22 protein-coding genes and 2 tRNA genes are annotated in these 22,653 nt (G+C 60.2%); 7 read left to right on the top strand and 17 right to left on the bottom strand.

The window, feature by feature from the left end; genetic code table 11:
* Position 1: 1 nt before the first annotated feature.
* The 5 genes from AC07OV_RS17095 to rluD form a co-directional block, all read right to left on the bottom strand.
* Positions 2-75: transfer RNA gene (locus AC07OV_RS17095), tRNA-Pro, on the bottom strand.
* A gap of 9 nt (positions 76-84) precedes the next feature.
* Positions 85-160: transfer RNA gene (locus tag AC07OV_RS17090), tRNA-Asn, on the bottom strand.
* Between the two features lie 302 nt (positions 161-462).
* Complete coding sequence (gene clpB / locus AC07OV_RS17085; protein WP_176995153.1) at positions 463-3,027, bottom strand: ATP-dependent chaperone ClpB; 2,565 nt, start codon at positions 3,025-3,027, stop codon at positions 463-465.
* A 146-nt stretch (positions 3,028-3,173) separates the two neighbouring features.
* Positions 3,174-3,899, bottom strand: coding sequence for a peptidoglycan editing factor PgeF (pgeF, locus tag AC07OV_RS17080; RefSeq protein ID WP_176995154.1), 726 nt, complete (start codon positions 3,897-3,899; stop codon positions 3,174-3,176).
* A complete protein-coding gene (gene rluD / locus AC07OV_RS17075; RefSeq protein WP_010213248.1) occupies positions 3,896-4,858 on the bottom strand; it encodes a 23S rRNA pseudouridine(1911/1915/1917) synthase RluD in 963 nt (320 codons plus the stop codon). Before rluD ends, pgeF begins: the two co-directional genes overlap by 4 nt.
* A gap of 149 nt (positions 4,859-5,007) precedes the next feature.
* Here rluD and AC07OV_RS17070 point away from each other — a divergent pair, with 149 nt between their 5' ends.
* Positions 5,008-6,033, top strand: coding sequence for an outer membrane protein assembly factor BamD (locus AC07OV_RS17070; RefSeq protein WP_176995155.1), 1,026 nt, complete (start codon positions 5,008-5,010; stop codon positions 6,031-6,033).
* Positions 6,034-6,158: 125 nt separating this feature from the next.
* Positions 6,159-6,392 carry a PP0621 family protein gene (locus AC07OV_RS17065; protein ID WP_494996526.1) on the top strand — a complete coding sequence of 78 codons (234 nt, stop codon included), beginning with the start codon at positions 6,159-6,161 and terminating at the stop codon, positions 6,390-6,392.
* Here the strand turns inward: AC07OV_RS17065 and thiO are convergent.
* From thiO to pilV, 5 genes are all read right to left on the bottom strand, one after another.
* Positions 6,379-7,488 carry a glycine oxidase ThiO gene (gene thiO / locus AC07OV_RS17060; protein ID WP_176995157.1) on the bottom strand — a complete coding sequence of 370 codons (1,110 nt, stop codon included), beginning with the start codon at positions 7,486-7,488 and terminating at the stop codon, positions 6,379-6,381. The genes AC07OV_RS17065 and thiO overlap by 14 nt on opposite strands.
* Positions 7,489-7,550: 62 nt before the next feature.
* The gene (locus tag AC07OV_RS17055) at positions 7,551-7,952 is read right to left on the bottom strand and encodes a type IV pilin protein (protein ID WP_176995158.1); all 402 of its coding nucleotides are present in this window, start codon (positions 7,950-7,952) and stop codon (positions 7,551-7,553) included.
* A gap of 11 nt (positions 7,953-7,963) precedes the next feature.
* A complete protein-coding gene (locus AC07OV_RS17050) occupies positions 7,964-8,494 on the bottom strand; it encodes a pilus assembly PilX family protein (RefSeq protein WP_494996525.1) in 531 nt (176 codons plus the stop codon).
* A 6-nt stretch (positions 8,495-8,500) separates the two neighbouring features.
* Positions 8,501-9,208 carry a PilW family protein gene (locus AC07OV_RS17045; RefSeq protein ID WP_495092630.1) on the bottom strand — a complete coding sequence of 236 codons (708 nt, stop codon included), beginning with the start codon at positions 9,206-9,208 and terminating at the stop codon, positions 8,501-8,503.
* Entirely contained in the window at positions 9,205-9,690 is a 486-nt protein-coding gene (pilV, locus tag AC07OV_RS17040; RefSeq protein WP_495092629.1) for a type IV pilus modification protein PilV, read from the bottom strand. The genes AC07OV_RS17045 and pilV overlap by 4 nt, the downstream gene beginning before the upstream one ends.
* Before the next feature lie 205 nt (positions 9,691-9,895).
* On the opposite strand from pilV, the gene AC07OV_RS17035 reads away from it, so the two are divergent.
* On the top strand, positions 9,896-10,474 hold the full coding sequence (locus tag AC07OV_RS17035) for a GspH/FimT family pseudopilin (protein ID WP_176995162.1): 579 nt from the start codon (positions 9,896-9,898) through the stop codon (positions 10,472-10,474).
* On the opposite strand, the gene ispH is transcribed toward AC07OV_RS17035, so the two are convergent.
* The 6 genes from ispH to murJ form a co-directional block, all read right to left on the bottom strand.
* Positions 10,428-11,375, bottom strand: coding sequence for a 4-hydroxy-3-methylbut-2-enyl diphosphate reductase (gene ispH, locus AC07OV_RS17030; RefSeq protein ID WP_176995163.1), 948 nt, complete (start codon positions 11,373-11,375; stop codon positions 10,428-10,430). The genes AC07OV_RS17035 and ispH overlap by 47 nt on opposite strands.
* 185 nt (positions 11,376-11,560) lie before the next feature.
* Positions 11,561-11,998: an FKBP-type peptidyl-prolyl cis-trans isomerase gene (gene fkpB, locus AC07OV_RS17025; protein WP_173390393.1), complete on the bottom strand. Its 438-nt coding sequence runs from the start codon at positions 11,996-11,998 to the stop codon at positions 11,561-11,563.
* A gap of 7 nt (positions 11,999-12,005) precedes the next feature.
* Positions 12,006-12,515: a signal peptidase II gene (gene lspA / locus AC07OV_RS17020; RefSeq protein ID WP_105697447.1), complete on the bottom strand. Its 510-nt coding sequence runs from the start codon at positions 12,513-12,515 to the stop codon at positions 12,006-12,008.
* Entirely contained in the window at positions 12,508-15,339 is a 2,832-nt protein-coding gene (ileS, locus tag AC07OV_RS17015) for an isoleucine--tRNA ligase (protein ID WP_176995164.1), read from the bottom strand. Before ileS ends, lspA begins: the two co-directional genes overlap by 8 nt.
* Before the next feature lie 14 nt (positions 15,340-15,353).
* Positions 15,354-16,292: a bifunctional riboflavin kinase/FAD synthetase gene (ribF, locus tag AC07OV_RS17010; protein WP_176995165.1), complete on the bottom strand. Its 939-nt coding sequence runs from the start codon at positions 16,290-16,292 to the stop codon at positions 15,354-15,356.
* Positions 16,293-16,411: 119 nt separating this feature from the next.
* Positions 16,412-17,950, bottom strand: coding sequence for a murein biosynthesis integral membrane protein MurJ (gene murJ, locus AC07OV_RS17005; RefSeq protein ID WP_176995166.1), 1,539 nt, complete (start codon positions 17,948-17,950; stop codon positions 16,412-16,414).
* A gap of 254 nt (positions 17,951-18,204) precedes the next feature.
* On the opposite strand from murJ, the gene rpsT reads away from it, so the two are divergent.
* Positions 18,205-18,483: a 30S ribosomal protein S20 gene (gene rpsT, locus AC07OV_RS17000; RefSeq protein ID WP_003171647.1), complete on the top strand. Its 279-nt coding sequence runs from the start codon at positions 18,205-18,207 to the stop codon at positions 18,481-18,483.
* A gap of 299 nt (positions 18,484-18,782) precedes the next feature.
* Here the strand turns inward: rpsT and AC07OV_RS16995 are convergent, their stop codons facing one another.
* Positions 18,783-19,268 (bottom strand): FKBP-type peptidyl-prolyl cis-trans isomerase, encoded by a 486-nt coding sequence (locus AC07OV_RS16995; protein ID WP_176995167.1) that lies wholly within the window; start codon positions 19,266-19,268, stop codon positions 18,783-18,785.
* On the opposite strand from AC07OV_RS16995, the gene AC07OV_RS16990 reads away from it, so the two are divergent.
* From AC07OV_RS16990 to yihG, 3 genes are all read left to right on the top strand, one after another.
* A complete protein-coding gene (locus tag AC07OV_RS16990; RefSeq protein ID WP_176995259.1) occupies positions 19,267-19,557 on the top strand; it encodes a DUF3565 domain-containing protein in 291 nt (96 codons plus the stop codon). The two genes, AC07OV_RS16995 and AC07OV_RS16990, sit on opposite strands and share 2 nt — an antisense overlap.
* Before the next feature lie 79 nt (positions 19,558-19,636).
* A complete protein-coding gene (pta, locus tag AC07OV_RS16985; RefSeq protein WP_176995168.1) occupies positions 19,637-21,736 on the top strand; it encodes a phosphate acetyltransferase in 2,100 nt (699 codons plus the stop codon).
* Positions 21,737-22,636, top strand: a complete 900-nt coding sequence (yihG, locus tag AC07OV_RS16980) for a 1-acylglycerol-3-phosphate O-acyltransferase, YihG family (RefSeq protein WP_176995169.1) — start codon at positions 21,737-21,739, stop codon at positions 22,634-22,636.
* Positions 22,637-22,653 lie beyond the last annotated feature (17 nt).

Genomic DNA, 22,653 nt, shown 5'->3' with positions numbered 1-22,653 from the left:
GTCGGGGTAAGGGGATTCGAACTCCTGACATCCTGCTCCCAAAGCAGGCGCGCTACCGGACTGCGCTATACCCCGGTTTGAAATTGGCTCCGTGACCAGGACTCGAACCTGGGACCCAATGATTAACAGTCATTTGCTCTACCGACTGAGCTATCACGGAACTACATATTTCAAAGTACAACTTCTACTGCGGTGTAACCTTCTCTTCGAGTCTTCCGTATCGCTACGTTGTCATGTCTGAGGCGCGCTATTCTACAATCTTAAAAACCTCTGTCAACCCTTTAAATTGCTTTTAAGACAATGATTTGCGCTTGTTTCTGATTTCTTCTTGGGGAGAAGAAACCCGTGGGCTGACGTTGTTGCGGGGCGCACTTTACTAGCCTTTTCCTTACAGTTCAACGCCCTATCGAAAAAAAAGGCCCCGCGATGCGGGGCCTCCTTTTACAACGCCACTGACTGGGATTAGTGGAAGACGATTTCGTCGTTTTCCACCGTCGCCTCGACGCTGGTACCCGGCATAAAGCTGCCCGACAAAATCAACTGCGCCAACGGGTTTTCGATCCAGCGCTGAATCGCACGTTTCAGAGGCCGTGCGCCATACACCGGGTCGTAACCCACCGCGATCAGCTTATCCAACGCCTCGCCGCTCAGCACCAGGTCCAGCTCGCGCTCCGCCAGACGGCCACGCAGGCGACCCAGTTGGATCTCGGTAATGCCCGCAATCTGATCCCGCGCCAGAGGCTCGAAGATCACCACTTCATCGACCCGGTTGATAAATTCCGGGCGGAAGTGGCTGGTTAGCGCATCCATGACAGCAGCGCGCTGGCCTTCACGGTCCCCCACCAGTTCCTGGATCTGTGCCGAGCCCAGGTTGGAGGTCATCACGATCACCGTATTACGGAAGTCCACGGTACGCCCGTGGCTGTCCGTCAGGCGGCCATCCTCCAGCACTTGCAGCAAGATGTTGAACACATCCGGGTGTGCCTTCTCGACCTCATCCAGCAAGATCACCGAGTAAGGCTTGCGCCGCACGGCTTCGGTTAGGTAACCGCCTTCTTCGTAACCCACATAGCCTGGTGGTGCGCCGATCAGGCGAGCCACCGAGTGTTTCTCCATGAACTCGGACATGTCGATCCGTACCATGGCCTCTTCCGTATCAAAGAGGAACTCAGCCAAGGCCTTGCACAGCTCAGTCTTACCCACGCCGGTCGGGCCGAGGAACATGAACGAGCCACTTGGGCGGTTCGGGTCGGACAAGCCGGCTCGCGAACGCCGTACCGCGTTGGCCACCGCCACCACGGCCTCTTCCTGGCCGATCACGCGCTGGTGCAACAGGCTTTCCATCTTCAGCAGCTTGTCGCGCTCGCCCTCAAGCATTTTCGACACGGGAATACCGGTCCACTTCGAGACGACCTCGGCGATTTCTTCCTCGGTCACTTTGCTGCGCAGCAACTGGTTTTCACTGTGCCCATGCTGGTCGACCATCTGCAGGCTGCGCTCCAGGTCCGGGATCACCCCGTACTGCAACTCGGCCATGCGGTTCAGGTCGCCTTTACGGCGTGCAGCTTCCAGCTCCTGGCGGGACTGCTCGATTTTCTGCTGGATCTGCGCAGAGCCCTGCACTTCAGCTTTTTCCGAGGTCCAGATTTCTTCCAGGTCCGAATACTCGCGTTCCAGGCGCACGATTTCTTCCTGGAGTTTTTCCAGGCGTTTCTTCGCTGCGTCGTCCTCTTCTTTCTTCAGGGCCTGGGATTCGACTTTCAGTTGAATCAGGCGCCGATCCAGACGGTCGAGCACTTCCGGCTTGGAGTCGATCTCCATGCGGATACGGCTGGCCGCTTCGTCGATCAGGTCGATGGCCTTGTCGGGCAACTGACGGTCAGTGATGTAGCGGTGGCTCAATTTGGCCGCCGCAATGATCGCGCCGTCAGTGATTGCCACCTTGTGGTGGACCTCATACCGCTCTTTCAGGCCACGCAGGATCGCGATGGTGTCTTCTTCGCTCGGCTCTTCCACCAGCACTTTCTGGAAGCGACGCTCAAGGGCCGCGTCCTTTTCAATGTACTGGCGGTACTCGTTGAGCGTCGTGGCGCCCACGCAGTGCAACTCACCCCGTGCCAAGGCAGGCTTGAGCATGTTGCCAGCATCCATGGAGCCCTCGCCTTTACCGGCGCCGACCATGGTATGCAGTTCGTCGATAAACAGAATGATCTGCCCTTCCTGCTTCGACAATTCATTAAGCAGAGATTTGAGGCGCTCTTCGAACTCGCCACGGAACTTGGCGCCGGCAATCAACGAGCCCATGTCCAACGAGAGCAGGCGCTTGCCTTTAAGGCCGTCCGGCACTTCACCATTAATGATGCGCTGGGCCAGGCCTTCGGCAATCGCGGTTTTACCCACGCCAGGCTCACCGATCAGCACTGGGTTGTTCTTGGTGCGACGTTGCAGTACCTGAATGGTGCGACGAATTTCATCGTCACGGCCGATCACCGGGTCGAGCTTGCCCTCTTCGGCGCGCTTGGTCAGGTCGACGGTGTATTTGTCCAGGGCCTGGCGCGACTCCTCATGATTGGGGTCGTTTACCGCGTCACCGCCACGCAGGTTGTTGATGGCGTTTTCCAGGGCTTTCTTGCTCACGCCCTGGCCCAGCAACAATTTGCCGAGCTTGCTGTTCTCGTCCATGGCGGCGAGCAGCACCAGTTCGCTGGAGATGAACTGGTCACCCTTCTGCTGCGCCAAGCGGTCGGCCTGGTTGAGCAGGCGCGCCAATTCCTGCGACATGTTCACGTCGCCGGTCGGGTTTTGGATTTTCGGCAGTTGGTCGAGCTCTTTGCTCAACTCCTTGCGCAGGCTGTTGACGTCAAAGCCCACCTGCATCAGCAAGGGCTTGATAGAACCACCTTGCTGTTCCAGGAGCGCCTGCATCAAGTGCGCAGGCTCAATGGCCGGGTGGTCGAGGCCCACCGCCAAGGATTGAGAGTCAGACAGTGCCAACTGCAATTTGCTGGTTAAACGATCAATACGCATTAGTCACCTTCCTTTTGAGCAGGCCGGAGCTATAAAACATCCTGAATGAAGAAACCTGCCAGATACCCCTATAGATGGGGTGGATTCTGGAAGATTCAAGCGAACGATGGCTGATATGGATCAGGTTTGATTCAGGTCAAGAGAGTCTAGCGTTCAAGCCAGACAAGAGAGGCGAAACGTCCGGTGCGAGGGCTGCGCCGGTAAGAAAAGAAGCGGGGGTCGGTCACCGTGCAGAACCCACCACCATAAACAGCAGTAACACCGCGTGCGGCAAGACGCAGGCGGGCCAGCTGATAGATGTCGGCCATGAACTTGCCCGGGTTGTGGCTGGGCACAAATGCTTCTGCTGTGATCGGCAGTTGCTGCATGAAGGCTTCACGCACTTCCGGGCCGACTTCGAAGGCTTTTGGGCCGATTGCCGGGCCGAGCCAGACCAGAACATCTTCGGGCTCAGCGTCCAGGCGTTCGAAAGCAGCTTCCAGCACACCCGCCGCCAGGCCGCGCCACCCGGCATGCGCCGCCGCTACGCGGGTACCGGCGCGATTGCAAAACAACGCGGGCAGGCAATCGGCAGTCATTGATGTGCAGGCAATGCCTGGAGTGCTGGTCCAACTGGCGTCGGCTTCAGCGGTGCGAGCAGGATCAGCCTCGACCACATTTACGCCGTGAACCTGGCGCAGCCAGGCCGGCTGAATGCCGAAGGCCTCACTGAGACGACGGCGATTCTCAAGGACGGCCTCAAGGTCGTCTTCGACATGATCGCCCAGGTTGAGGCTGTCGAACGGCGCCAGGCTGACGCCGCCCGCCCGGGTGGTGACGCAGGCTTTCACCTGAGCCGGCGCAGGCCAGTCAGGAATCAGCCAGTCACTCATCCGATAAATGCCTCGCGATCCTGCTTGAGCAGCGACAGCAACCAGACCAGATCGTCTGGCAGAGGCGATTCCCAACTCATCCGCTTACCGCTCGTCGGATGATCCAGTTCCAGGAAGCGTGCATGCAGGGCCTGGCGCGGGAAGTTTTTCAGCGAATCAACCATGGTCGCACTGGCCGCAGGCGGAATACGGAAGCGGCCACCGTAGGCCGGATCTCCGACCAACGGGAAGTTGATGTGGGCCATGTGCACGCGAATCTGGTGGGTACGGCCGGTTTCCAGCTTGACCCGCACGTGAGTGTGGGAGCGGAAACGCTCGAGCACGCGGTAGTGGCTGACGGCCTGCTTGCCGCCTTCCATCACCGCCATACGCTGGCGCTGCTGGCCGTGGCGGCCGATAGGGGCATTGATCTTGCCTCCCGCCACCACCACGCCGATCACGATGCACTCGTAGATCCGGCTGACGCTACGACTTTGCAATTGTGTGACCAACTGCGTCTGCGCCTGGATGGTCTTGGCCACCACCATCAAGCCGGTGGTGTCCTTGTCCAGGCGGTGCACGATGCCGCAGCGAGGAACATTGATGATGTCTGGCACATGGTGCAGCAAGGCATTGAGCAAGGTGCCATCAGCGTGCCCAGCTGCCGGGTGAACCACCAGGCCTGCGGGTTTGTTGATGACCAGGATGTCGTCGTCTTCATAGACGATGTCCAGCTCGATGTCCTGGGCGACCCATTCTCCCTGGGCTTCCTGCTCGGCAGTCAGCTCGAGAATCGCACCGCCATGGACTATGTCTCGCGGGCGGATAACCGCTCCATCCACAGTCAGGCGGCCGTCTTTGATCCAGGCGGAAAGGCGCGAGCGCGAGTGCTCAGCGAATAATTGTGCGGCGACTTGATCGAGGCGTTGGCCGCCCAATTCGGACGGCACCTCTGCGCGAAGTTCAATTTTATCGGACATGCTCAGACTAGGCGTGGCACAGCCTTTGGTTTCGGCTGCGCGCTTGTGGTTAAATACGGCGTCTTTTGCCCCGAGGCTTTCAACGGGGCGCTCATCATAACAGGACGGCCCCGCCCAAGACAGCGGCCGTCATAGGGACGCAAGCCGCCATGCAAGTGAAACACCTGCTGCTGATCGCCATCCTCGCCATGACTGCTGCTTGCTCGTCAACAAAGGAAGTCGTCGACGAAAACCTGAGCGAAGTCGAGCTGTACCAACTAGCTCAGAAAGACTTGGACAATAATAGCTACACCAGCGCCACAGCCAAGCTGAAGGCCCTGGAGTCGCGCTATCCGTTCGGACGCTACGCCGACCAGGCCCAGCTCGAGCTGATCTACGCCAACTACAAGAACGCCGAGCCGGAAGCTGCCAAGTCCGCCGCCGAGCGCTTCATTCGCCTGCACCCGCAGCACCCGAACGTGGACTACGCCTACTACATGAAGGGCCTGACCTCGTTCGACCAGGACGTTGGCCTGCTGGCGCGCTTCCTGCCGCTGGACATGACCAAGCGTGACCCGGGTGCTGCCCGCGACTCCTACAACGAGTTCGCCCAGCTGACCAGCCGCTACCCGAACAGCCGCTACGCGCCAGACGCCAAGCAGCGCATGATCTACCTGCGCAACCTGCTGGCTTCCTACGAAATTCACGTAGCCCACTACTACCTGACTCGTCAGGCTTATGTAGCCGCCGCCAACCGTGGCCGTTATGTAGTGGAAAACTTCCAGGAAACCCCTTCCGTGGGTGATGGCCTGGCCGTGATGACCGAGGCTTACCAGCGCCTGCACCTGGACGCCCTGGCGGCCACCAGCCTGGAAACCCTGAAACTCAACTACCCGGACCATCCAAGCCTGAAAGACGGCCAGTTCGTGCCTCAGGTTGCCGAGGCGGACAACCGCTCGTGGTTGAGCAAGTACACCCTGGGTCTGATCGAGTCCCGTCCACCGCTGCCGCCGGGCGAAACCCGCGCCAACCAGGACGTGATGAAGCAATTCCAGGACGCCAAGGACGCGATCCCTTCGGACCTCAAGCCGCATGATGAAAATGGCGACGTGATTGAAGAAGAGACACCGCAGGCCCTGGGCAATAACCAGGACCGCTCGTGGTTCAGCTACATGACCTTCGGTGTGTTCGACTGATACGTCGACGCAACGCAAAAGGGAGCCCCTCGGGGCTCCCTTTTTTATGGGCGAGCATTATTGCGCTGTGCGCCTGCCACGTCCTTGGCTAAACTGGCGCATTCCCTGTCGAGAAACTGCCCATCATGGTTCGTCTACTGTTCTGGATTGCCGTTATTGCTGCCGCGGTTTGGTTCTGGCGCAAATTCAAAAGCCCGGCCGCCAAACAGCAAAGGACCAGCGAGCCCGACGCAGCCCTGATGGTGCGCTGCGCCCACTGCGGCGTGCACCTGCCGCAGGACCGCGCCCTAAGCTCACGCCAGGAGTGGTACTGCACCCAGGCGCATCTTGAGCAAGGCCCGAAGTCTATCCAGCGTTGAGTCGGCCTTCTGGCGCATAAGGCGCCGGATCAATGATCGGTGCTCGGTCCAGCAACAAATCAGCAAACAGCTGGCAGGATGCAGGGGCAAGCACCAGCCCATTGCGGTAATGCCCGCAGTTGAGCCAAAGCCCGTCAAAACCGGGCACCTTTCCGATGTAAGGAATGCCTTCGGGTGAGCCAGGACGCAATCCGGCCCAATGCCCTACCACTTCGGCATCCGCCAGCGCGGGAATCAGCTCAACCGCCGAGGCCTTGAGGCTTTCCAAGGCCACGTCAGTCGGGGTCTTGTCGAACCCCTCATGCTCCAGCGTACTGCCGATCAAGATGTGCCCGTCACGCCGCGGGATCGCATAACGCCCCTTGGCCAGGACCATGCTCGACAGGAAGTCCGAGGCGCACTTGTACAGGATCATCTGGCCTTTGACCGGTTCCACGGGCAGAGACAGGCCCAGCTTGCCCAGCAACTTGCCGCTCCAAGCCCCTGCAGCCAGCACGACCTGATCGCCAAGAATAGGCCCCACCGCCGTTTCCACCCCCACGACCTTGTCGCCGTTCAGGACAAACCCCGCCACTTCGCACTGTTCATGAACCGTGACACCGGGCAGCGCCAACAACGCCGCCTTCAGGGATTTGACCAGCCGCGGGTTCCGAACATTGGCCACGTCAGCCATGTAGATCGCCTGGGAGTAACCGCTACCCAGTACCGGAACCGCGTCATGGGCCGCCGACACATCCACCTTGCTCAATGGCCGGCCTTCTCGGGCCGCCCACGCGAGAGCGTCGGCTTCATCCTCCAAGTCGAGCCAGTACAAACCTGTGGTGTGAACTTCGGGGTCAATGCCGGTGGCGGCAAACAATCGTTGCGCCAATTGTGGATAAAAGTCCTGGGACCAATGAGCCAAGGCCGTCACTGCCGGGCTATAGCGCCACGGATACAGCGGCGAAACAATGCCGCCCCCCGCCCAGGAGGATTCCTGCCCAAGCCCTGAGCGCTCCAGCAAGACCACCGCCTGCCCTTGACTGGCAAGGTTGAACGCCGTCAACAACCCGATCACCCCGCCACCGACAATCACCACTTGTTGCTGCTTAGCCATCATATGATCCAGACGATAAAAAGGGAAAAGCGCCCCTGGCGCCCACGCATGCAGCACGCTCATCATTGCCCCCAGCACGCTTTGCGCGATTGCTCGGATGCAGCACCAGGGTTGCTTCGTTCACCCGTACTGGTCAGCTGAAACGCTGCACAGGGGTCGCCCGCCATGACAGAGTCGGCGGCGGGTGTGGCTACCAGGCTGAAATCCTGAGGGTTCAGTGCAGCGGTGATTCTATAGCGATCGTTGCCCGCACTGATGCCGCTTGCATCAATAAAAGTGCCGTTCCTCGTATAAAACCGCTCCAGGGACTGGGCCTGCTCAGTGAGTAGCGCAACGATTTCTGCGCGATAGACCTTTTTTATATGCCGGGTGTACCCGGGGTAAGCGATAGCAGCCAACAACGCGATGATCGTCACCGCCACCAGTAACTCGAACAGGGTAAACCCTCGGCAATCCTTGCCCATTAAAACGCTCCTTATTGAAGTTGCCGCCACAAAATTCGTTGAAAGCGCGGGCCAGCGCCTTCATCCACCCGAGCAAACACCGACTCCAGCACCGAGCGCGACTGGCCACTGAACCCCACGGCCGTCACTCGGAACAGCACAGCAGGCGTTTGAGGCGGCAAATGCGCCAGCCCCACGCCCGCCCCTATTGATTGAACGCCATAAAGCCCCCCTTTCATTGCCACCCAGGAGACTTCTGAAAGCGGATTCGTGCCTGCTCCCATCACAGAGGCTGACTCGCTCGGCGGCGCACAGGTGATGATCGAGTGGCACACCGGCAGCGCGTCTCCTGCACGCTGGACAATCGACTCCCCCACCCTCAGGCCGCTTTCAGCACTTTGAAACGATTGATTGCTGTGCCAGGCACTCCCCGCCATCTTTTGCTGGGACACTGCCCCCTGCATCGATGACAAACCGAGCAAGGACAGCAACAGTAAAAACACCAGGCTGATCAGCAACACCATGCCCGCCTGTCGTGAATGAAAACCCGCACTCAGCGTCATGGCGCCCTACCCCAACCGATTACGCAGCGCCGCCACGACGCTGTAGGTTTGATCCTTCACGCGCCCCGTCGGGTCGCGCAGCGTCATGAGAATCCGCACGCTGCGTATCAGCGATTCGTCCGCCGGGTTGGCGTCGTATCGTTCCACCTGTGTCGAGTCCTGCCGGGCTGCCAGGCCGAAACTGATATCGAACGCCTGCACGTTATCCACAAGCACCGCCTTGGCCGGCGCCGCAGGTGAGCTGATCTTCAATTGGGCAGCCTCAAACGTGTAGGTCAGCTGGCGTATGGCAAATCGGATCTGGCCAGGTGCCGGAGGTGGCGAACTTCCCGCATAGGCTTGCGCGGCGCCCGTACAGTCGGAGAGAACCGTCCAGTCGGGCTTACCACCCTCCGCACCAAAATCGGCAGCGACAACGGTCAGTGACCTTGCCCCGCCCTCTGCGCTCCAGCCGATAGGACGGTCAAATGCAGGCGGTGCGTTATCGATAAAGGCCGGCGCCAGACAGCCAAACATGCCGGCAAGGCGAATGTCCTGGAGGATCTTGCCAAAGGCAAACCGAGCATCGTCCTGCAGCACCATCGCTGCCTGCTGGCTGGCGTGGGTGGCTCGCGCACTGATAGCCACCTGGCCTACCCCCAGCACCAGCACCAAGCCGACGGCCAAGGCCATCAACAGCTCCACCAGACTGAACCCCCTGGCCAAGCACCTCATTGCTCCACCTGCGCTTCATTGCCGATGCGACTGGTCAAGGTGAAAGTCTCACGGGCGCCAGAGCGATTCGTCCCCCTGCTGTCATCCCAGGTGATGCTGACGGTCACTTCATTGGCACTGATCGCCACCGTGCCTTTGGCACCCTTGCCGGCAAAGCCAAGGATATTGGCTTCGAAATCGTGCAGGTCCACATCACGCACGCTAGTGGTAGCGATGCTCGCCACCGAGTGTTTGCCCTGCTCCCATGAATAATCGACACCGGCGTTTGCGCGAATCCGGTCGAGCATGTCGTAGGCAATGAAACTGGCCTGGCTGGTCATCCTTGAGCTGTCGGTGTACTTGAGCGCATTGAGCTGCATGACCGCAGCCCCCAGCAGGCCGATGGCAAGGATCAGGACGGCCACCAGCACCTCTATCAAGGTCATGCCGGTTTGGTACCGAGGTAAAGCACTTGGAAGCAGTAGGTTATGGAAGGCAAACATTACCGTCGTCGTCCGTGTCGAAGGCCAAGAAACGCAGATAACTCCTGCTGTACGGCCCAAGACTAGCGCCGGTTTTTAGCGGGCGCTGCAACCGGAACAAAGGGAAATACTTTGGACATAAAGGCCATCACTCGACACCCAATGGCCAGGGCTATACCTACCCTTTCAACGTGAAACGCTTACCCCGCCCATGGAGGGACGGCACATGACCCAACGCGGCTTTACCCTGATCGAACTGCTGCTTAGCCTGGTCCTGAGCGGCATCCTTGCGCATCTCGCGGTCCCCAGCTTCAAGGGTTTGCTTGAATCGCAAAAGCTGCAAAGCGCGGCGCAGTCCCTGGCCGCAGGGTTGCGCTATGCGCGCACCGAGGCCATTTCACGCAATCGCGCGGTGATCATTCATGCACGGGATGATGACTGGAGTCGGGGCTGGCGGGTGATTCTGGATATCAGCGGGCGCGGGCATCTGGACGATGACAATCCGGTGCTGCTGGAGCAGCAGGACGATGGTCGAGTACCCATCGTGGGAAATGGCCCGGTCAAGAACCAAGTCCGCTTCAGCGGGCTGGGCGAACCGGTATTTTCGGGCGGAGGGTTTCGAGCCGGGACTGTGCATGTGTGCGCCACAGACCGGGCGCACAGCGTGCATCAGGTGGTGCTTGCGCCCAGCGGGCGCATCAGCCTGCGCAGCGAGGCCGCCGAGCAGGCATTGTGCCGCAGTGACGGCACCCTGGCACTCAGAGCAGCGAACGAACCCGCAGCTCCTTGGGCATCGAGAAGGTGATGTTCTCCTCTCGGCCGGCCAACTCATCGGCACCGGTAGCTCCCCACGCATGCAACTGCTGGATCACACCACGCACCAGCACTTCCGGCGCCGAAGCGCCTGCGGTGATACCGATACGCTCGACGCCGTCGAACCAGCTGCGTTGCAGGTCTTCGGCACCGTCGATCAGGTACGCGGGTGTTGCCATGCGCTCGGCCAATTCACGCAGGCGGTTGGAGTTGGAGCTGTTGGGGCTGCCAACCACCAGGACCACATCGCATTCATTGGCCAGTTGCTTGACCGCGTCCTGGCGGTTTTGCGTGGCGTAGCAGATGTCGTCCTTGCGCGGCCCACCAATCGCCGGGAAACGACTGCGCAGCGCGTCGATTACACGGCTGGTGTCATCCATGGACAAGGTGGTCTGAGTGACAAATGCCAGGCGCTCAGGGTTGTGCACTTGCAGGTTGGCGACGTCTTTTTCGTCTTCCACCAGGTAGATCGCGCCGCCATTGCTGGCGTCGTACTGGCCCATGGTGCCTTCGACTTCCGGGTGCCCGGCGTGGCCGATCAGGATGCACTCACGGCCATCACGGCTATAGCGGGCAACCTCGATGTGCACCTTGGTCACCAGCGGGCAGGTGGCATCGAAGACTTTCAGGCCACGGCCTGCGGCTTCGGTACGCACGGCCTGGGAAACACCGTGGGCACTGAAGATAACGATCACGTCGTCCGGTACCTGGTCCAGTTCTTCGACAAAGATGGCGCCGCGTGCGCGCAAGTCTTCAACCACGAATTTGTTGTGGACGACTTCATGGCGCACATAGATCGGCGGCCCGAAGACTTCCAGGGCGCGGTTGACGATTTCGATCGCCCGGTCCACGCCGGCGCAGAAGCCACGGGGGTTGGCGAGTTTGATTTGCATGCTGTGCCTCGTGTCTTGCTGGGCAAGAAGTTGGATCAACTCAGCTCTATAAGAGTAAGCCTTTGTGGGAGCCGGGCTTGCCCGCGATGCAGACGACTCGGTTTATCAGGTACACCGAGGTGATGCAATCGCAGGCAAGCCAGCTCCCACACAAGCCCGACACCCACAGGCGCTGGTTTCGTCAATCAGATCGCTTTAACGTCGATGATTTCAACATCAAAGGTCAAGGTTTTACCGGCCAACGGGTGGTTGAAGTCGATGGTCACTTGCGCGTCATCGAAGGTTTTAACCACGCCAGGCAGTTCGGTGTTCGCCGCATCGTTGAAGATCACCAACAAGCCCTCCGACAGGTCCATGTCCTGGAACTGCGAGCGCGGGATGATCTGCACGTTCTGCGGATTCGGCTGGCCAAAGGCGTTTTCCGGCAGGATCTGCAGGGTGCGCTTGTCGCCGGCCTTGAAACCGAACAGGGCCGCTTCGAACCCCGGCAGCAGGTTGCCATCGCCGACCTTGAAGGTCGCCGGGGCTTTGTCGAACGTGCTGTCGACCGTGTCGCCGTTTTCCAGGCGCAGTGCGAAATGCAAAGTGACTTCCGTGTTCTGGCCGATGCGTTGCTCAGCCAATACCTGATCAGTCATTGACGGTCTCTCCGGTTTTCTTACTTTTGAACATATCCAACGCCAGCATGATTGCACCGACGGTGATGGCGCTGTCGGCAAAGTTGAACGCCGGGAAGTACCAGCGGTTCTGCCAATGCACCAGAATGAAATCGATCACATGGCCCAGGGCGATGCGGTCATACAGGTTGCCCAACGCGCCGCCCAGCACCAGGGCCAGCGCGATAGCCAGCCAGGTATCATCGCGACCCAGGCGCTTGAGCCACACCACCAGCACTGCACTGACCACCACGGCGATCAGTGCAAACAGCCAGCGCTGCCAGCCGGAGCTGTCAGCCAGGAAGCTGAAGGCAGCGCCCGTGTTGTAGGCCAAGGTCCAGCTGAAGTAGTCGGGAATGACCACGATCTGCTGATACATCTGCAAGGCGCCTTCGAAATGAACCTTGCTGACCTGGTCGATGACCAGGACCAGCACGCTCAGTACGAGCCAACCCAGACGTCCAAAACGACTGGCTTTAGGCATAGTGGCGAACCTCGCCAGTACCGCTGATGTTGTCAACGCAACGACCGCAGATTTCCGGATGCTCAGGGTTCACGCCGACGTCTTCACGGCAGTGCCAGCAACGGGCGCACTTGGCGAAAGCCGACTTGACCACTTTGAGCTTGAGGCCCGGTACTTCGGTGGCCACGGCGTCTGCCGGTGCCTGGGCAAACGGCGCCAGGCTGGCGGTCGAAGTGATCAGTACGAAGCGCAGTTCGTTGCTCAGCTTGGCCAGGTCGGCGGTCAGGCCTTCCTCGGCAAACAGGGTGACTTCGGCTTGCAGGTTCCCACCGACGGCCTTGGCCGCACGCTGCACTTCCAGCTCCTTGTTCACCGCGACCTTGACGGCCATCACGCCTTCCCAGTACTCGCGGCCCAATTCGAAGTCGGCCGGCAGTTCGGTCAGGCCTTCGTACCAGGTGTTGAGCATCACGGACTCGTTGCGCTCGCCCGGCAGGTATTCCCACAGTTCGTCGGCGGTGAAGGCCAGGATCGGCGCGATCCAGCGCACCAGCGCTTCAGAGATGTGGAACAGCGCGGTCTGCGCCGAACGGCGCGCCTTGCTGTTGGCGCCGGTGGTGTACTGGCGGTCCTTGATGATGTCGAGGTAGAAACCACCCAGCTCCTGCACGCAGAAGTTGTGGATCTTCGAGTAGACGTTCCAGAAGCGATATTCACCGTAGTTTTCCTGCAGCTCGCGTTGCAGCAACAGGGTACGGTCGACGGCCCAACGGTCGAGGGCAAGCATGTCCTCGGCCGGCAGGATGTCGGTGGCCGGGTTGAAACCGGTCAGGTTCGACAGCAGGAAGCGTGCGGTATTGCGGATACGGCGGTAGGCATCGGCGCTGCGTGCCAGGATCTGATCCGACACGGCGATCTCGCCCGAGTAGTCGGTCGACGCTACCCACAGACGCATGATGTCGGCGCCCAGGGTGTCGTTGATCTTTTTCGGTTCGATCACGTTTTTCAGCGACTTGGACATCTTGCGACCCGTCTCGTCGACGGTGAAGCCGTGAGTCAGCAGTTCGCGGTACGGCGCGTGGTTGTCGATGGCGCAACCGGTGAGCAACGACGAGTGGAACCAGCCACGGTGTTGGTCCGAGCCTTCCAGGTACAGGTCGGCACGCGGGCCGGTCTCGTGGCCCATCGGGTGCGAGCCGCGCAGGACGTGCCAGTGCGTGGTGCCCGAGTCGAACCAGACGTCGAGGGTGTCGCTGATCTTGTCGTACTGCGGCGCTTCGTCGCCCAGCAGTTCGGCAGCGTCCAGCTTGAACCAGGCTTCGATGCCTTCCTGCTCAACGCGCTGGGCAACGATTTCCATCAGTTCGACGGTACGTGGGTGCAGCTCGCCGCTTTCCTTGTTCAGGAAGAACGGGATCGGCACGCCCCAGTTACGCTGGCGGGAGATGCACCAGTCGGGACGGTTGGCGATCATCGAGTGCAGGCGCGCCTGGCCCCAGGCCGGAACGAACCTGGTGTCTTCGATGGCTTTGAGCGAGCGTACACGCAGGGTGTCGCCGCTGGTGGGCTCTTTGTCCATCCCGATGAACCACTGCGCAGTCGCGCGGTAGATCAGCGGAGTCTTGTGGCGCCAGCAATGCATGTAGCTGTGCTGGATGGTGGCGGTTTGCATCAGCGCACCGACTTCACGCAGTTTTTCGATGATCGGCTGATCGGCCTTGAAGATGAACTGGCCGCCGAAGAACTCCAGCGACGGCACGTACACGCCGTTGCTTTGCACCGGGTTGATGATGTCATCGTTGACCAGGCCGTACTTCTTGCAGATCACAAAGTCGTCCACGCCATAGGCGGGCGAGCAGTGAACGATGCCAGTACCCGAACCCAGTTCGACGTAGTCAGCCAGGTACACCGGCGACAGACGGTCGTAGAACGGGTGACGGAAGTTGATCAGTTCCAGCGCAGAGCCGGTGGTGGTGGCGATGACCGAACCTTGCAGCTCGTAACGGGCCAGGCAGGCTTCAACCATTTCCTCGGCCAGCACCAGCAGGCGATCACCGACATCCACCAGGGCGTAGGTGAATTCCGGGTGCACGTTCAGCGCCTGGTTGGCAGGGATGGTCCACGGGGTGGTGGTCCAGATCACGATGGCCGCAGGCTTGCTCAGGCTCGCCAGGCCAAAGGCCTCGGCCAGCTTGGTGTCGTCGGCGATCGGGAAGGCCACGTCGATGGTCGAGGACTTCTTGTCTTCGTACTCGACTTCCGCTTCGGCCAGGGCCGAACCGCAGTCGAAGCACCAGTTCACGGGCTTGAGGCCCTTGAACACGAAACCGCCCTTGACGATTTCGGCCAAGGCACGGATTTCACCGGCCTCGTTCTTGAAGTTCATGGTCTTGTACGGGTTGTCCCACTCGCCCAGCACACCCAGGCGGATGAACTCGGACTTCTGGCCTTCGATCTGCTCGGTGGCGTAGGCACGGCACAGTTCGCGGGTTTTATCCGCGCCCAGGTTCTTGCCGTAGGTCACTTCGACCTTGTGCTCGATCGGCAGGCCGTGGCAATCCCAGCCCGGCACGTACGGCGCATCGAAGCCCGACAGGGTTTTCGAACGCAGGATCATGTCCTTGAGGATTTTGTTCAGCGCATGACCGATGTGAATCGTGCCGTTGGCATAAGGAGGGCCGTCGTGCAGGACGAATTTCGGACGATCCTTGCCAATTTCGCGCAACTTTCCGTACAGGCCAATACTGTCCCAGCGCTGCAGGATCTGCGGTTCGCGCTGTGGCAGGCCGGCCTTCATTGGGAAGGCGGTGTCCGGAAGGTTTAGCGTGGCTTTATAGTCGGTCATTTAAGGCTCTTCGGTTAGCGATGGGCGCTAGGTGCGGCTAGTGCACGGGCGGCGGCGACATCCGCATTGATCGCCGTTTTCAACGCCTCAAGGGAGGCGAAACGCTGCTCTTCACGCAGCTTCTGGTGGAAAACCACCGTCAAACGCCGGTCATACAGATCACCGGCAAAATCCAAAAGGTGAACTTCCAGGTGGGCCTTGCCATCACCTGCAACCGTGGGCCTGACGCCTATGTTGGCGACTCCCGGCCACGATTGACCGTCGATGTCGACGCTCACCAGGTAAACCCCGGTGAGCGGCACACGACGGCGCTTGAGTTGCACGTTGGCGGTTGGCGTGCCCAGTTGGCGCGCCAGCTTCTGGCCGTGCAGTACCCGCCCGGCAATGCGGAACGGGCGACCGAGCAAGCGCTCGGCCAAGGCGAAGTCGGCAGCGGCCAGGGCGTTACGCACCTGGGTACTGCTCACGCGCAGGCCGTCCAGTTCGACGGTTTGCGCGGCTTCGACGGTAAACCCCTGGCTGACGCCCGCCTGTTGCAGGAAATCGAAATCTCCCACACGGTCGCAACCAAAGCGGAAGTCGTCGCCGACCTCCAGGTGCTGTACGCCCAGGCCGTCCACCAGGATACGGTCAACGAACTCGGCGGCGCTGAGGCTTTGCAAACGTTGGTTGAAGGCCAGGCAGAGGACGCGGTCCACGCCTTCTTCGGCCAGCAATTGCAGCTTGTCCCGCAACCGGGCCAGGCGTGCCGGCGCCGTCTCAGGACTGAAATATTCCCGCGGCTGTGGCTCAAAAATCACCACGCAGCTGGGCACGCCCAACTCGACCGCCCGCTCACGCAGCCGGGCCAGGATAGCCTGGTGGCCACGGTGAACACCGTCAAAGTTGCCAATAGTGGCGACGCAGCCCCGATGCTGGGGGCGCAGGTTGTGGAGACCTCGAACCAGCTGCATAACGCGCTTCTTGCTCATAAAGTGGTCGATTATAACCACACCCGGGCCCGGACGACAGGCAACAGAACAGGCCAAATGGATCGAATCGATAAAACAACCGTTTTATCGCGGCAAAGTCTCTATCCCAGGGACTTTCGATTGAAATCCCGCAGACGGAAGCCCTGCAGCAGCAACATCCCGAAGTACACCACCACGCCAGCCACCACCAATACGCCAAGGCGCAGGAAGCGTTCCAGCATATGGCCTTCATCCCAGGCGGGCATGAAGTGCATCAAGCCAAGCAACACCGCCGACATCGCCGACACCGCTACCAGCAGCTTAAGGGCAAACATGCCCCAGCCCGGCTGTGGCTGGAACATCTGCTGCTTGCGCAGTTGGTAGAACAGCAGGCCGGCGTTGATGCACGCCCCGGCACTGATGGCCAACGCCAGGCCGGCATGGGCCAACGGGCCGATGAACACCAGGTTGAGCAGTTGGGTGACGATCAACGTGAATACCGCGATTTTCACTGGGGTACGGATGTTTTGCTGGGCATAGAAGCCCGGCGCCAGAACCTTGATCACGATGATGCCGAGCAGACCCACGGAATAGGCGATCAGCGCACGCTGGGTCATGGACGCATCAAACGCACTGAATTGACCGTACTGGAACAGTGACACGGTCAACGGCTCGGCCAGGATGCCCAAAGCCAGAGAGCACGGCAGCACCAGCACAAAGCACAGGCGCAGGCCCCAATCGAGGATACGTGAGTACTCCTGGCGGTCCTTGCTGGCATAGGTGCGCGACAGTGTTGGCAGCAGGATCGTACCCAAGGCCACGCCCAGTACGCCGGACGGCAGCTCCATCAGCCGGTCGGCGTAATACATCCACGACACCGAGCCCGAGACCAGCAGCGAGGCAAATGCGGTGTTGATGATCAGGGAAATCTGACTCACCGACACCCCGAGGATCGCCGGCAGCATGTTGCGCATCACGCGCCACACCCCGGTGTCCTTGAGGTTCAGGCGCGGCAGCACAAGCATGCCGATCTTCTTGAGGTGCGGCAGTTGGTAGAGCAGTTGCGCCAGGCCGCCAGCCAGTACGGCCCAACCCAGGGCCATCACCGGCGGGTCAAAGTACGGCGTGAGGAACAGCGCGAAGATGATCATGCTGACGTTCAACAGGGTCGGCACAAACGCCGGCACCGAGAAGCGGTTCCAGGTGTTGAGGATCGCGCCGGCCAGGGACGACAGGGAGATCAGCAATATATAAGGAAAGGTCACGCGCAGCAGGTCGGTGGTCAGCGCGAATTTTTCCGGCGTATTGGCAAAACCGGGGGCCGTGGCCCAGATCACCCAAGGGGCGGCGAGCATGCCGACGACAGTCACCAGCATCAGCACCAGGGTCAGCAAGCCCGAAACGTAGGCAATAAAGGTGCGAGTGGCCTCCTCGCCCTGCTGGGTCTTGTATTCGGCCAGGATCGGCACGAACGCCTGGGAAAATGCGCCTTCGGCGAAGATCCTTCGCAACAGGTTGGGCAATTTAAAGGCGATGAAGAAGGCATCCGTGGCCATGCTGGCGCCAAAAATACGCGCCAGCAGGGTGTCACGCACAAACCCCAATACCCGGGAGATCATCGTGATAGAGCTGACGGCGGCCAACGATTTGAGGAGGTTCATTGAAAGAGTTTGCGCCTATTAGATAAACAGCAGGCGAACAACGCGCCCACTTATGCGATACTGCGCGCCTGCAACAGCACAGAGCCAAAGCTCGCGAGTTTACAGGTCAAGCGCCGGAAATAAATCACCCGCCTCTTCAGATCGACCACTCAGCAGTTCGCATCAGCCGCCCTTGACAACCCATCAAGTCATCGGCATGATTCGCGGCCTATTTTGTTTGCTATTTCCTAAAAAGTCTTTCGAGGAGCTCGACGGTGGCCAACACACCTTCCGCCAAAAAACGTGCAAAACAGGCTGAGAAGCGTCGCAGCCACAACGCCAGCCTGCGTTCCATGGTTCGTACCTACATCAAGAATGTAGTTAAAGCCATCGACACCAAAGACGCTGAAAAAGCTCAAGCAGCTTACGTTCTGGCTGTGCCTGTTATCGACCGTATGGCCGATAAAGGCATCATCCACAAGAACAAGGCCGCTCGTCATAAGAGCCGCCTGAATGGCCACATCAAGGCTCTGAACGTCGCTGCAGCAGCCTAAGTGGTAACAACTGCCACGTAACCCAGGTTGCGTAACAGTTAAGAAATGCCCCGTACCGAAAGGTCCGGGGCATTTTTGTTTGTGCCTGAAATATGGTTTGCACGACTCAAAAATGTGCGAGCGAGCGTGTGTGGGAGCGGGCTTGCCCGCGATGGCGGTGGGCCAGTAATCCATATCAAGCTGATCCACCGCTATAGCAGGCAAGCCAGCTCCCACATTTTTTGACCGCATACATTCTCAGGCACAAAAAAAGCCCCGAACAAGTCGGGGCTTTTTGCTACCGATTGATCAAACCACAATCAATGGTGGTGACCACCTTCACCGTGGACGTGGCCGTGAGCCACTTCTTCCTGGGAAGCGTCGCGGATGGCAACGATCTTCACTTTGAAGTTCAGGCGCTGGCCAGCCAGAGGGTGGTTGCCGTCGACGGTCACGTCGTCGCCGTCCAGGTCACGGATGGTGACGATCTGCATTTGGCCGTCTGGCGCGGAAGCGTGGAACTGCATGCCCACTTCCAGCTCGTCGACGCCTTCGAACATGCTGCGGCTCAGGGTGCTGACCAGTTCGGCCGAGTACTCGCCATAGGCATCTTCAGGTTCTACGGCAACGGTCAGCTCATCACCGACGTTCTTGCCTTCCAGCGCCTTTTCCAGGCCTGGGATGATGTTACCTGCGCCTTGCAGGTAGACCAGCGGCGCGCCGCCGGCGGAGCTGTCGATGACCTCACCAGCGTCGTTGGTCAGGGTATAGTCGATGGAGACAGCCTTGTTAGCGGCGATCGTCATGGGGCGAGACCTTTTGCATAAGAATGAAGAACGGACAAGTCTAAACAAGGATTTGCCCGAAAGCGAACAGAACCCGGACAGACGGGGCCGATCAACGGCATCCTTCATCATCGGGTTCCACCTGGACGACGACCAGCACTGGGTGGCCGAGCTGTCCTGCGGCCATACGCAGCACCTGCGCCACCAGCCGCCCTGGCAGTCCCGCGCCTGGGTGCTCGACCCGGCGCAACGCCTTGAAAAAATAGGTCAGCCCTTTGCGTGCGGCTGGTGTGCGCAAGCACGCGAATAACGATAACCTTGACGCCTGATCAGCGGTAGGCACTCAGCCATAGGGCGCCACCGAAGCCATGCACCTCCAGAGAATTCGCATGCAGACTTTTTTTATCGCGCCCACCGATTTTGGTGTGGGTCTGACCTCCATCAGCCTTGGGCTGGTGCGTACCCTTGAACGAGCCGGGCTGAAAGTCGGCTTCTTCAAGCCGATTGCCCAACCGCATCCGGGCGACACTGGCCCTGAACGCTCCACCGAGCTGGTGGCGCGCACCCACGGCCTCAAACCGCCGCAACCGCTAGGCCTGGCGCACGTAGAGCGCATGCTCGGCGACGGCCAGCTCGACGAGTTGCTCGAAGAAATCATCACCCTGTACCAGCAAGCCGCCGTGGGCAAGGACGTGTTGATCGTCGAAGGCATGGTACCCACCCGCAGCGCCAGCTATGCGGCGCGGGTCAACCTGCACCTGGCAAAGAGCCTCGACGCGGAAGTGATCCTGGTCTCCGCGCCGGAAAACGAAGTGCTCACCGAACTCTCCGGCCGCGTGGAATTGCAGGCCCAGCTGTTTGGTGGCCCGAAAGATCCGAAAGTGCTGGGCGTGATCCTCAACAAGGTACGCACCGACGAAAGCATGGAAGTGTTCTCGGCCCGTCTGAAGGAACACTCGCCGTTGCTGCGCAGCGGCGATTTCCGCCTGCTGGGCTGCATCCCCTACCAGCCGGAACTCAACGCACCGCGCACCCGCGACGTGGCTGACCTGATGGGTGCGCAGATCCTCAACGCCGGCGACTACGAAAGCCGGCGCATGACCAAGATCATCATTTGCGCGCGCACCATGCGTAACACCGTGGAGCTGCTCAAGCCCGGCGTCTTGGTGGTAACCCCCGGCGATCGCGACGACATCATCCTCGCCGTCAGCCTGGCCGCCATCAACGGCGTGCCCCTGGCCGGCCTGCTGCTGACCAGCGACACCCTGCCCGACCCGCGCATCATGGACCTGTGCCGTGGCGCGTTCCAGGCGGGACTGCCGGTGCTGTCGGTGAGCACCGGCTCCTACGACACCGCCAACCAGCTCAACAGCCTGAACAAAGAAATCCCCATCGACGACCGCGAACGCGCCGAGATCATCACCGACTTCGTCGCCAGCCACCTCGATGCGCGCTGGCTGCACCAACGCTGCGGCACACCACGGGAAATGCGGCTGTCGCCCGCCGTGTTCCGCTACCAGTTGATCCAGCGCGCCCAGGCTGCCAACAAACGCATCGTGCTGCCCGAAGGCAGCGAGCCACTCACCGTACAAGCCGCCGCCATCTGCCAGGCGCGTGGCATCGCCCGCTGCGTGTTGCTGGCCAAGCCTGCCGATGTAGAAGCGGTGGCCCGCGCCCAAGGCATCGAACTGCCCGAAGGCCTGGAGATTCTCGACCCGGACCTGATTCGCCAGCGCTACGTCGAACCGATGGTGGCCCTGCGCAAGAGCAAGAGCCTCAACGCGCCGATGGCCGAGCAGCAACTGGAAGACACCGTGGTGATCGCCACCATGATGCTTGCGCTGGATGAAGTGGACGGCCTGGTCTCCGGCGTCATTCACTCCACGGCCAACACCATCCGCCCTGCCCTGCAGCTGATCAAGACGGCGCCGGGCTGCACGCTGGTGTCGTCAGTGTTCTTCATGCTGTTCCCCGAGCAGGTGCTGGTGTACGGCGACTGCGTGATGAACCCGCACCCAAGCGCGGCTGAGCTGGCAGAGATTGCCTTGCAAAGCGCCGACTCGGCGGCGGCGTTCGGCATCACCCCGCGCGTGGCGATGATCAGCTATTCCAGCGGCGATTCGGCCAGCGGTGAGGAAGTTGAGAAAGTCCGCGAAGCCACGCTGCTCGCCCACGAACAACAAAGCTCACTGCTGATCGACGGCCCGTTGCAGTACGACGCCGCCGCCAACGAAACCGTGGCCCGGCAACTGGCCCCCAACAGCCAGGTCGCCGGCAAGGCCACGGTGTTCGTGTTCCCCGACCTCAACACCGGCAACACCACGCACAAGGCCGTGCAGCGCAGCGCCGATTGCGTAAGCCTGGGGCCGATGCTCCAGGGCCTGCGCAAACCGGTCAACGACCTGCCACGCGGCGCTCAGGTAGACGACATCGTGTACACCATCGCGCTGACTGCGATCCAAGCCGCCAACCGACCTATGGATATCTAAATGCTGGATTTTCTACCTGCCGCCGTGCGCGGGGTGATCGCCTCGCTGTTGTTGGCGCTGAACACGATCCTGCTGTGTTCGTTCCTGTTTATCGTCGCTCTGTTCAAGGCCTTGCCGTTTGCCAAGCGCTTCAGCGAATGGCTGATGAACCACACCCACGAAGCCTGGGTGACCAACAACAAGGGCTGGATGAACCTGGTGCGGCGCACGCGCTGGCACGTGACCGGCCTGGAGGGGTTGGACTACCAGCACTCGTATCTGGTGACCAGCAACCACCAGAGCTGGGTGGACATCATGGTGTTGCAATACGTGCTCAATCGGCGGATTCGCCCACTCAAGTTCTTCCTCAAGCAGGAACTGATCTGGGTGCCGGTGATTGGCCTGGCGTGGTGGGCTTTGGGGTTCCCGTTCATGAAGCGCTACACCAAGGCGTACCTGGAAAAGCACCCGGAAAAGAAAGGCAAGGACCTGGAAACCACCCGTAAGACCTGTGCGAAATTTCGCGACAACCCGGTAGGTATTTTCAACTTTGCCGAAGGTACGCGGTTCACAACGGGTAAGCATGCACAGCAGAAGTCGCCGTTCCGTTACCTGCTCAAGCCTAAAGCTGGCGGTATCGCGTTTGTGCTGGATGCCATGGGTGAACAGTTGAAGTCACTGGTCAACGTGACCATTCACTACCCGGCCGGTCGCCCTGGGTATTGGGATTTGCTCTGTGGAAATGTGAAGGACGTGGTGGTGCAGTTTGAAGAGGTGCAGATCCCGGCCGCGTTCATTGGCAAGAATTATGAGCAGGATGGGGAGTATCGGACGGCGTTTCAGGGGTGGATCAACCAACTGTGGGAAGACAAAGACCAACTGCTGGAAAAACTGCACACACAATTCCCAGGCAAACACTGATCAAAATTGTGGGAGCT

The sequence above is a fragment of the Pseudomonas sp. GW821-FHT09A09 genome (assembly GCF_059418405.1).
Note: the sequence above shows the minus strand (reverse complement) of the source record. Positions and strands in the feature narration are given on the sequence as shown.

Coding starts and splice junctions, on each gene's coding strand:
- clpB (WP_176995153.1), bottom strand. CDS start 3,027: ATGCGTATTGATCGTTTAACCAGCAAATTGCAGTTGGCACTGTCTGAC.
- pgeF (WP_176995154.1), bottom strand. CDS start 3,899: ATGAGTGACTGGCTGATTCCTGACTGGCCTGCGCCGGCTCAGGTGAAA.
- rluD (WP_010213248.1), bottom strand. CDS start 4,858: ATGTCCGATAAAATTGAACTTCGCGCAGAGGTGCCGTCCGAATTGGGC.
- AC07OV_RS17070 (WP_176995155.1), top strand. CDS start 5,008: ATGCAAGTGAAACACCTGCTGCTGATCGCCATCCTCGCCATGACTGCT.
- AC07OV_RS17065 (WP_494996526.1), top strand. CDS start 6,159: ATGGTTCGTCTACTGTTCTGGATTGCCGTTATTGCTGCCGCGGTTTGG.
- thiO (WP_176995157.1), bottom strand. CDS start 7,488: ATGGCTAAGCAGCAACAAGTGGTGATTGTCGGTGGCGGGGTGATCGGG.
- AC07OV_RS17055 (WP_176995158.1), bottom strand. CDS start 7,952: ATGGGCAAGGATTGCCGAGGGTTTACCCTGTTCGAGTTACTGGTGGCG.
- AC07OV_RS17050 (WP_494996525.1), bottom strand. CDS start 8,494: ATGACGCTGAGTGCGGGTTTTCATTCACGACAGGCGGGCATGGTGTTG.
- AC07OV_RS17045 (WP_495092630.1), bottom strand. CDS start 9,208: ATGAGGTGCTTGGCCAGGGGGTTCAGTCTGGTGGAGCTGTTGATGGCC.
- pilV (WP_495092629.1), bottom strand. CDS start 9,690: ATGTTTGCCTTCCATAACCTACTGCTTCCAAGTGCTTTACCTCGGTAC.
- AC07OV_RS17035 (WP_176995162.1), top strand. CDS start 9,896: ATGACCCAACGCGGCTTTACCCTGATCGAACTGCTGCTTAGCCTGGTC.
- ispH (WP_176995163.1), bottom strand. CDS start 11,375: ATGCAAATCAAACTCGCCAACCCCCGTGGCTTCTGCGCCGGCGTGGAC.
- lspA (WP_105697447.1), bottom strand. CDS start 12,515: ATGCCTAAAGCCAGTCGTTTTGGACGTCTGGGTTGGCTCGTACTGAGC.
- ileS (WP_176995164.1), bottom strand. CDS start 15,339: ATGACCGACTATAAAGCCACGCTAAACCTTCCGGACACCGCCTTCCCA.
- ribF (WP_176995165.1), bottom strand. CDS start 16,292: ATGCAGCTGGTTCGAGGTCTCCACAACCTGCGCCCCCAGCATCGGGGC.
- murJ (WP_176995166.1), bottom strand. CDS start 17,950: ATGAACCTCCTCAAATCGTTGGCCGCCGTCAGCTCTATCACGATGATC.
- AC07OV_RS16990 (WP_176995259.1), top strand. CDS start 19,267: ATGGGGCGAGACCTTTTGCATAAGAATGAAGAACGGACAAGTCTAAAC.
- AC07OV_RS16995 (WP_176995167.1), bottom strand. CDS start 19,268: ATGACGATCGCCGCTAACAAGGCTGTCTCCATCGACTATACCCTGACC.
- pta (WP_176995168.1), top strand. CDS start 19,637: ATGCAGACTTTTTTTATCGCGCCCACCGATTTTGGTGTGGGTCTGACC.
- yihG (WP_176995169.1), top strand. CDS start 21,737: ATGCTGGATTTTCTACCTGCCGCCGTGCGCGGGGTGATCGCCTCGCTG.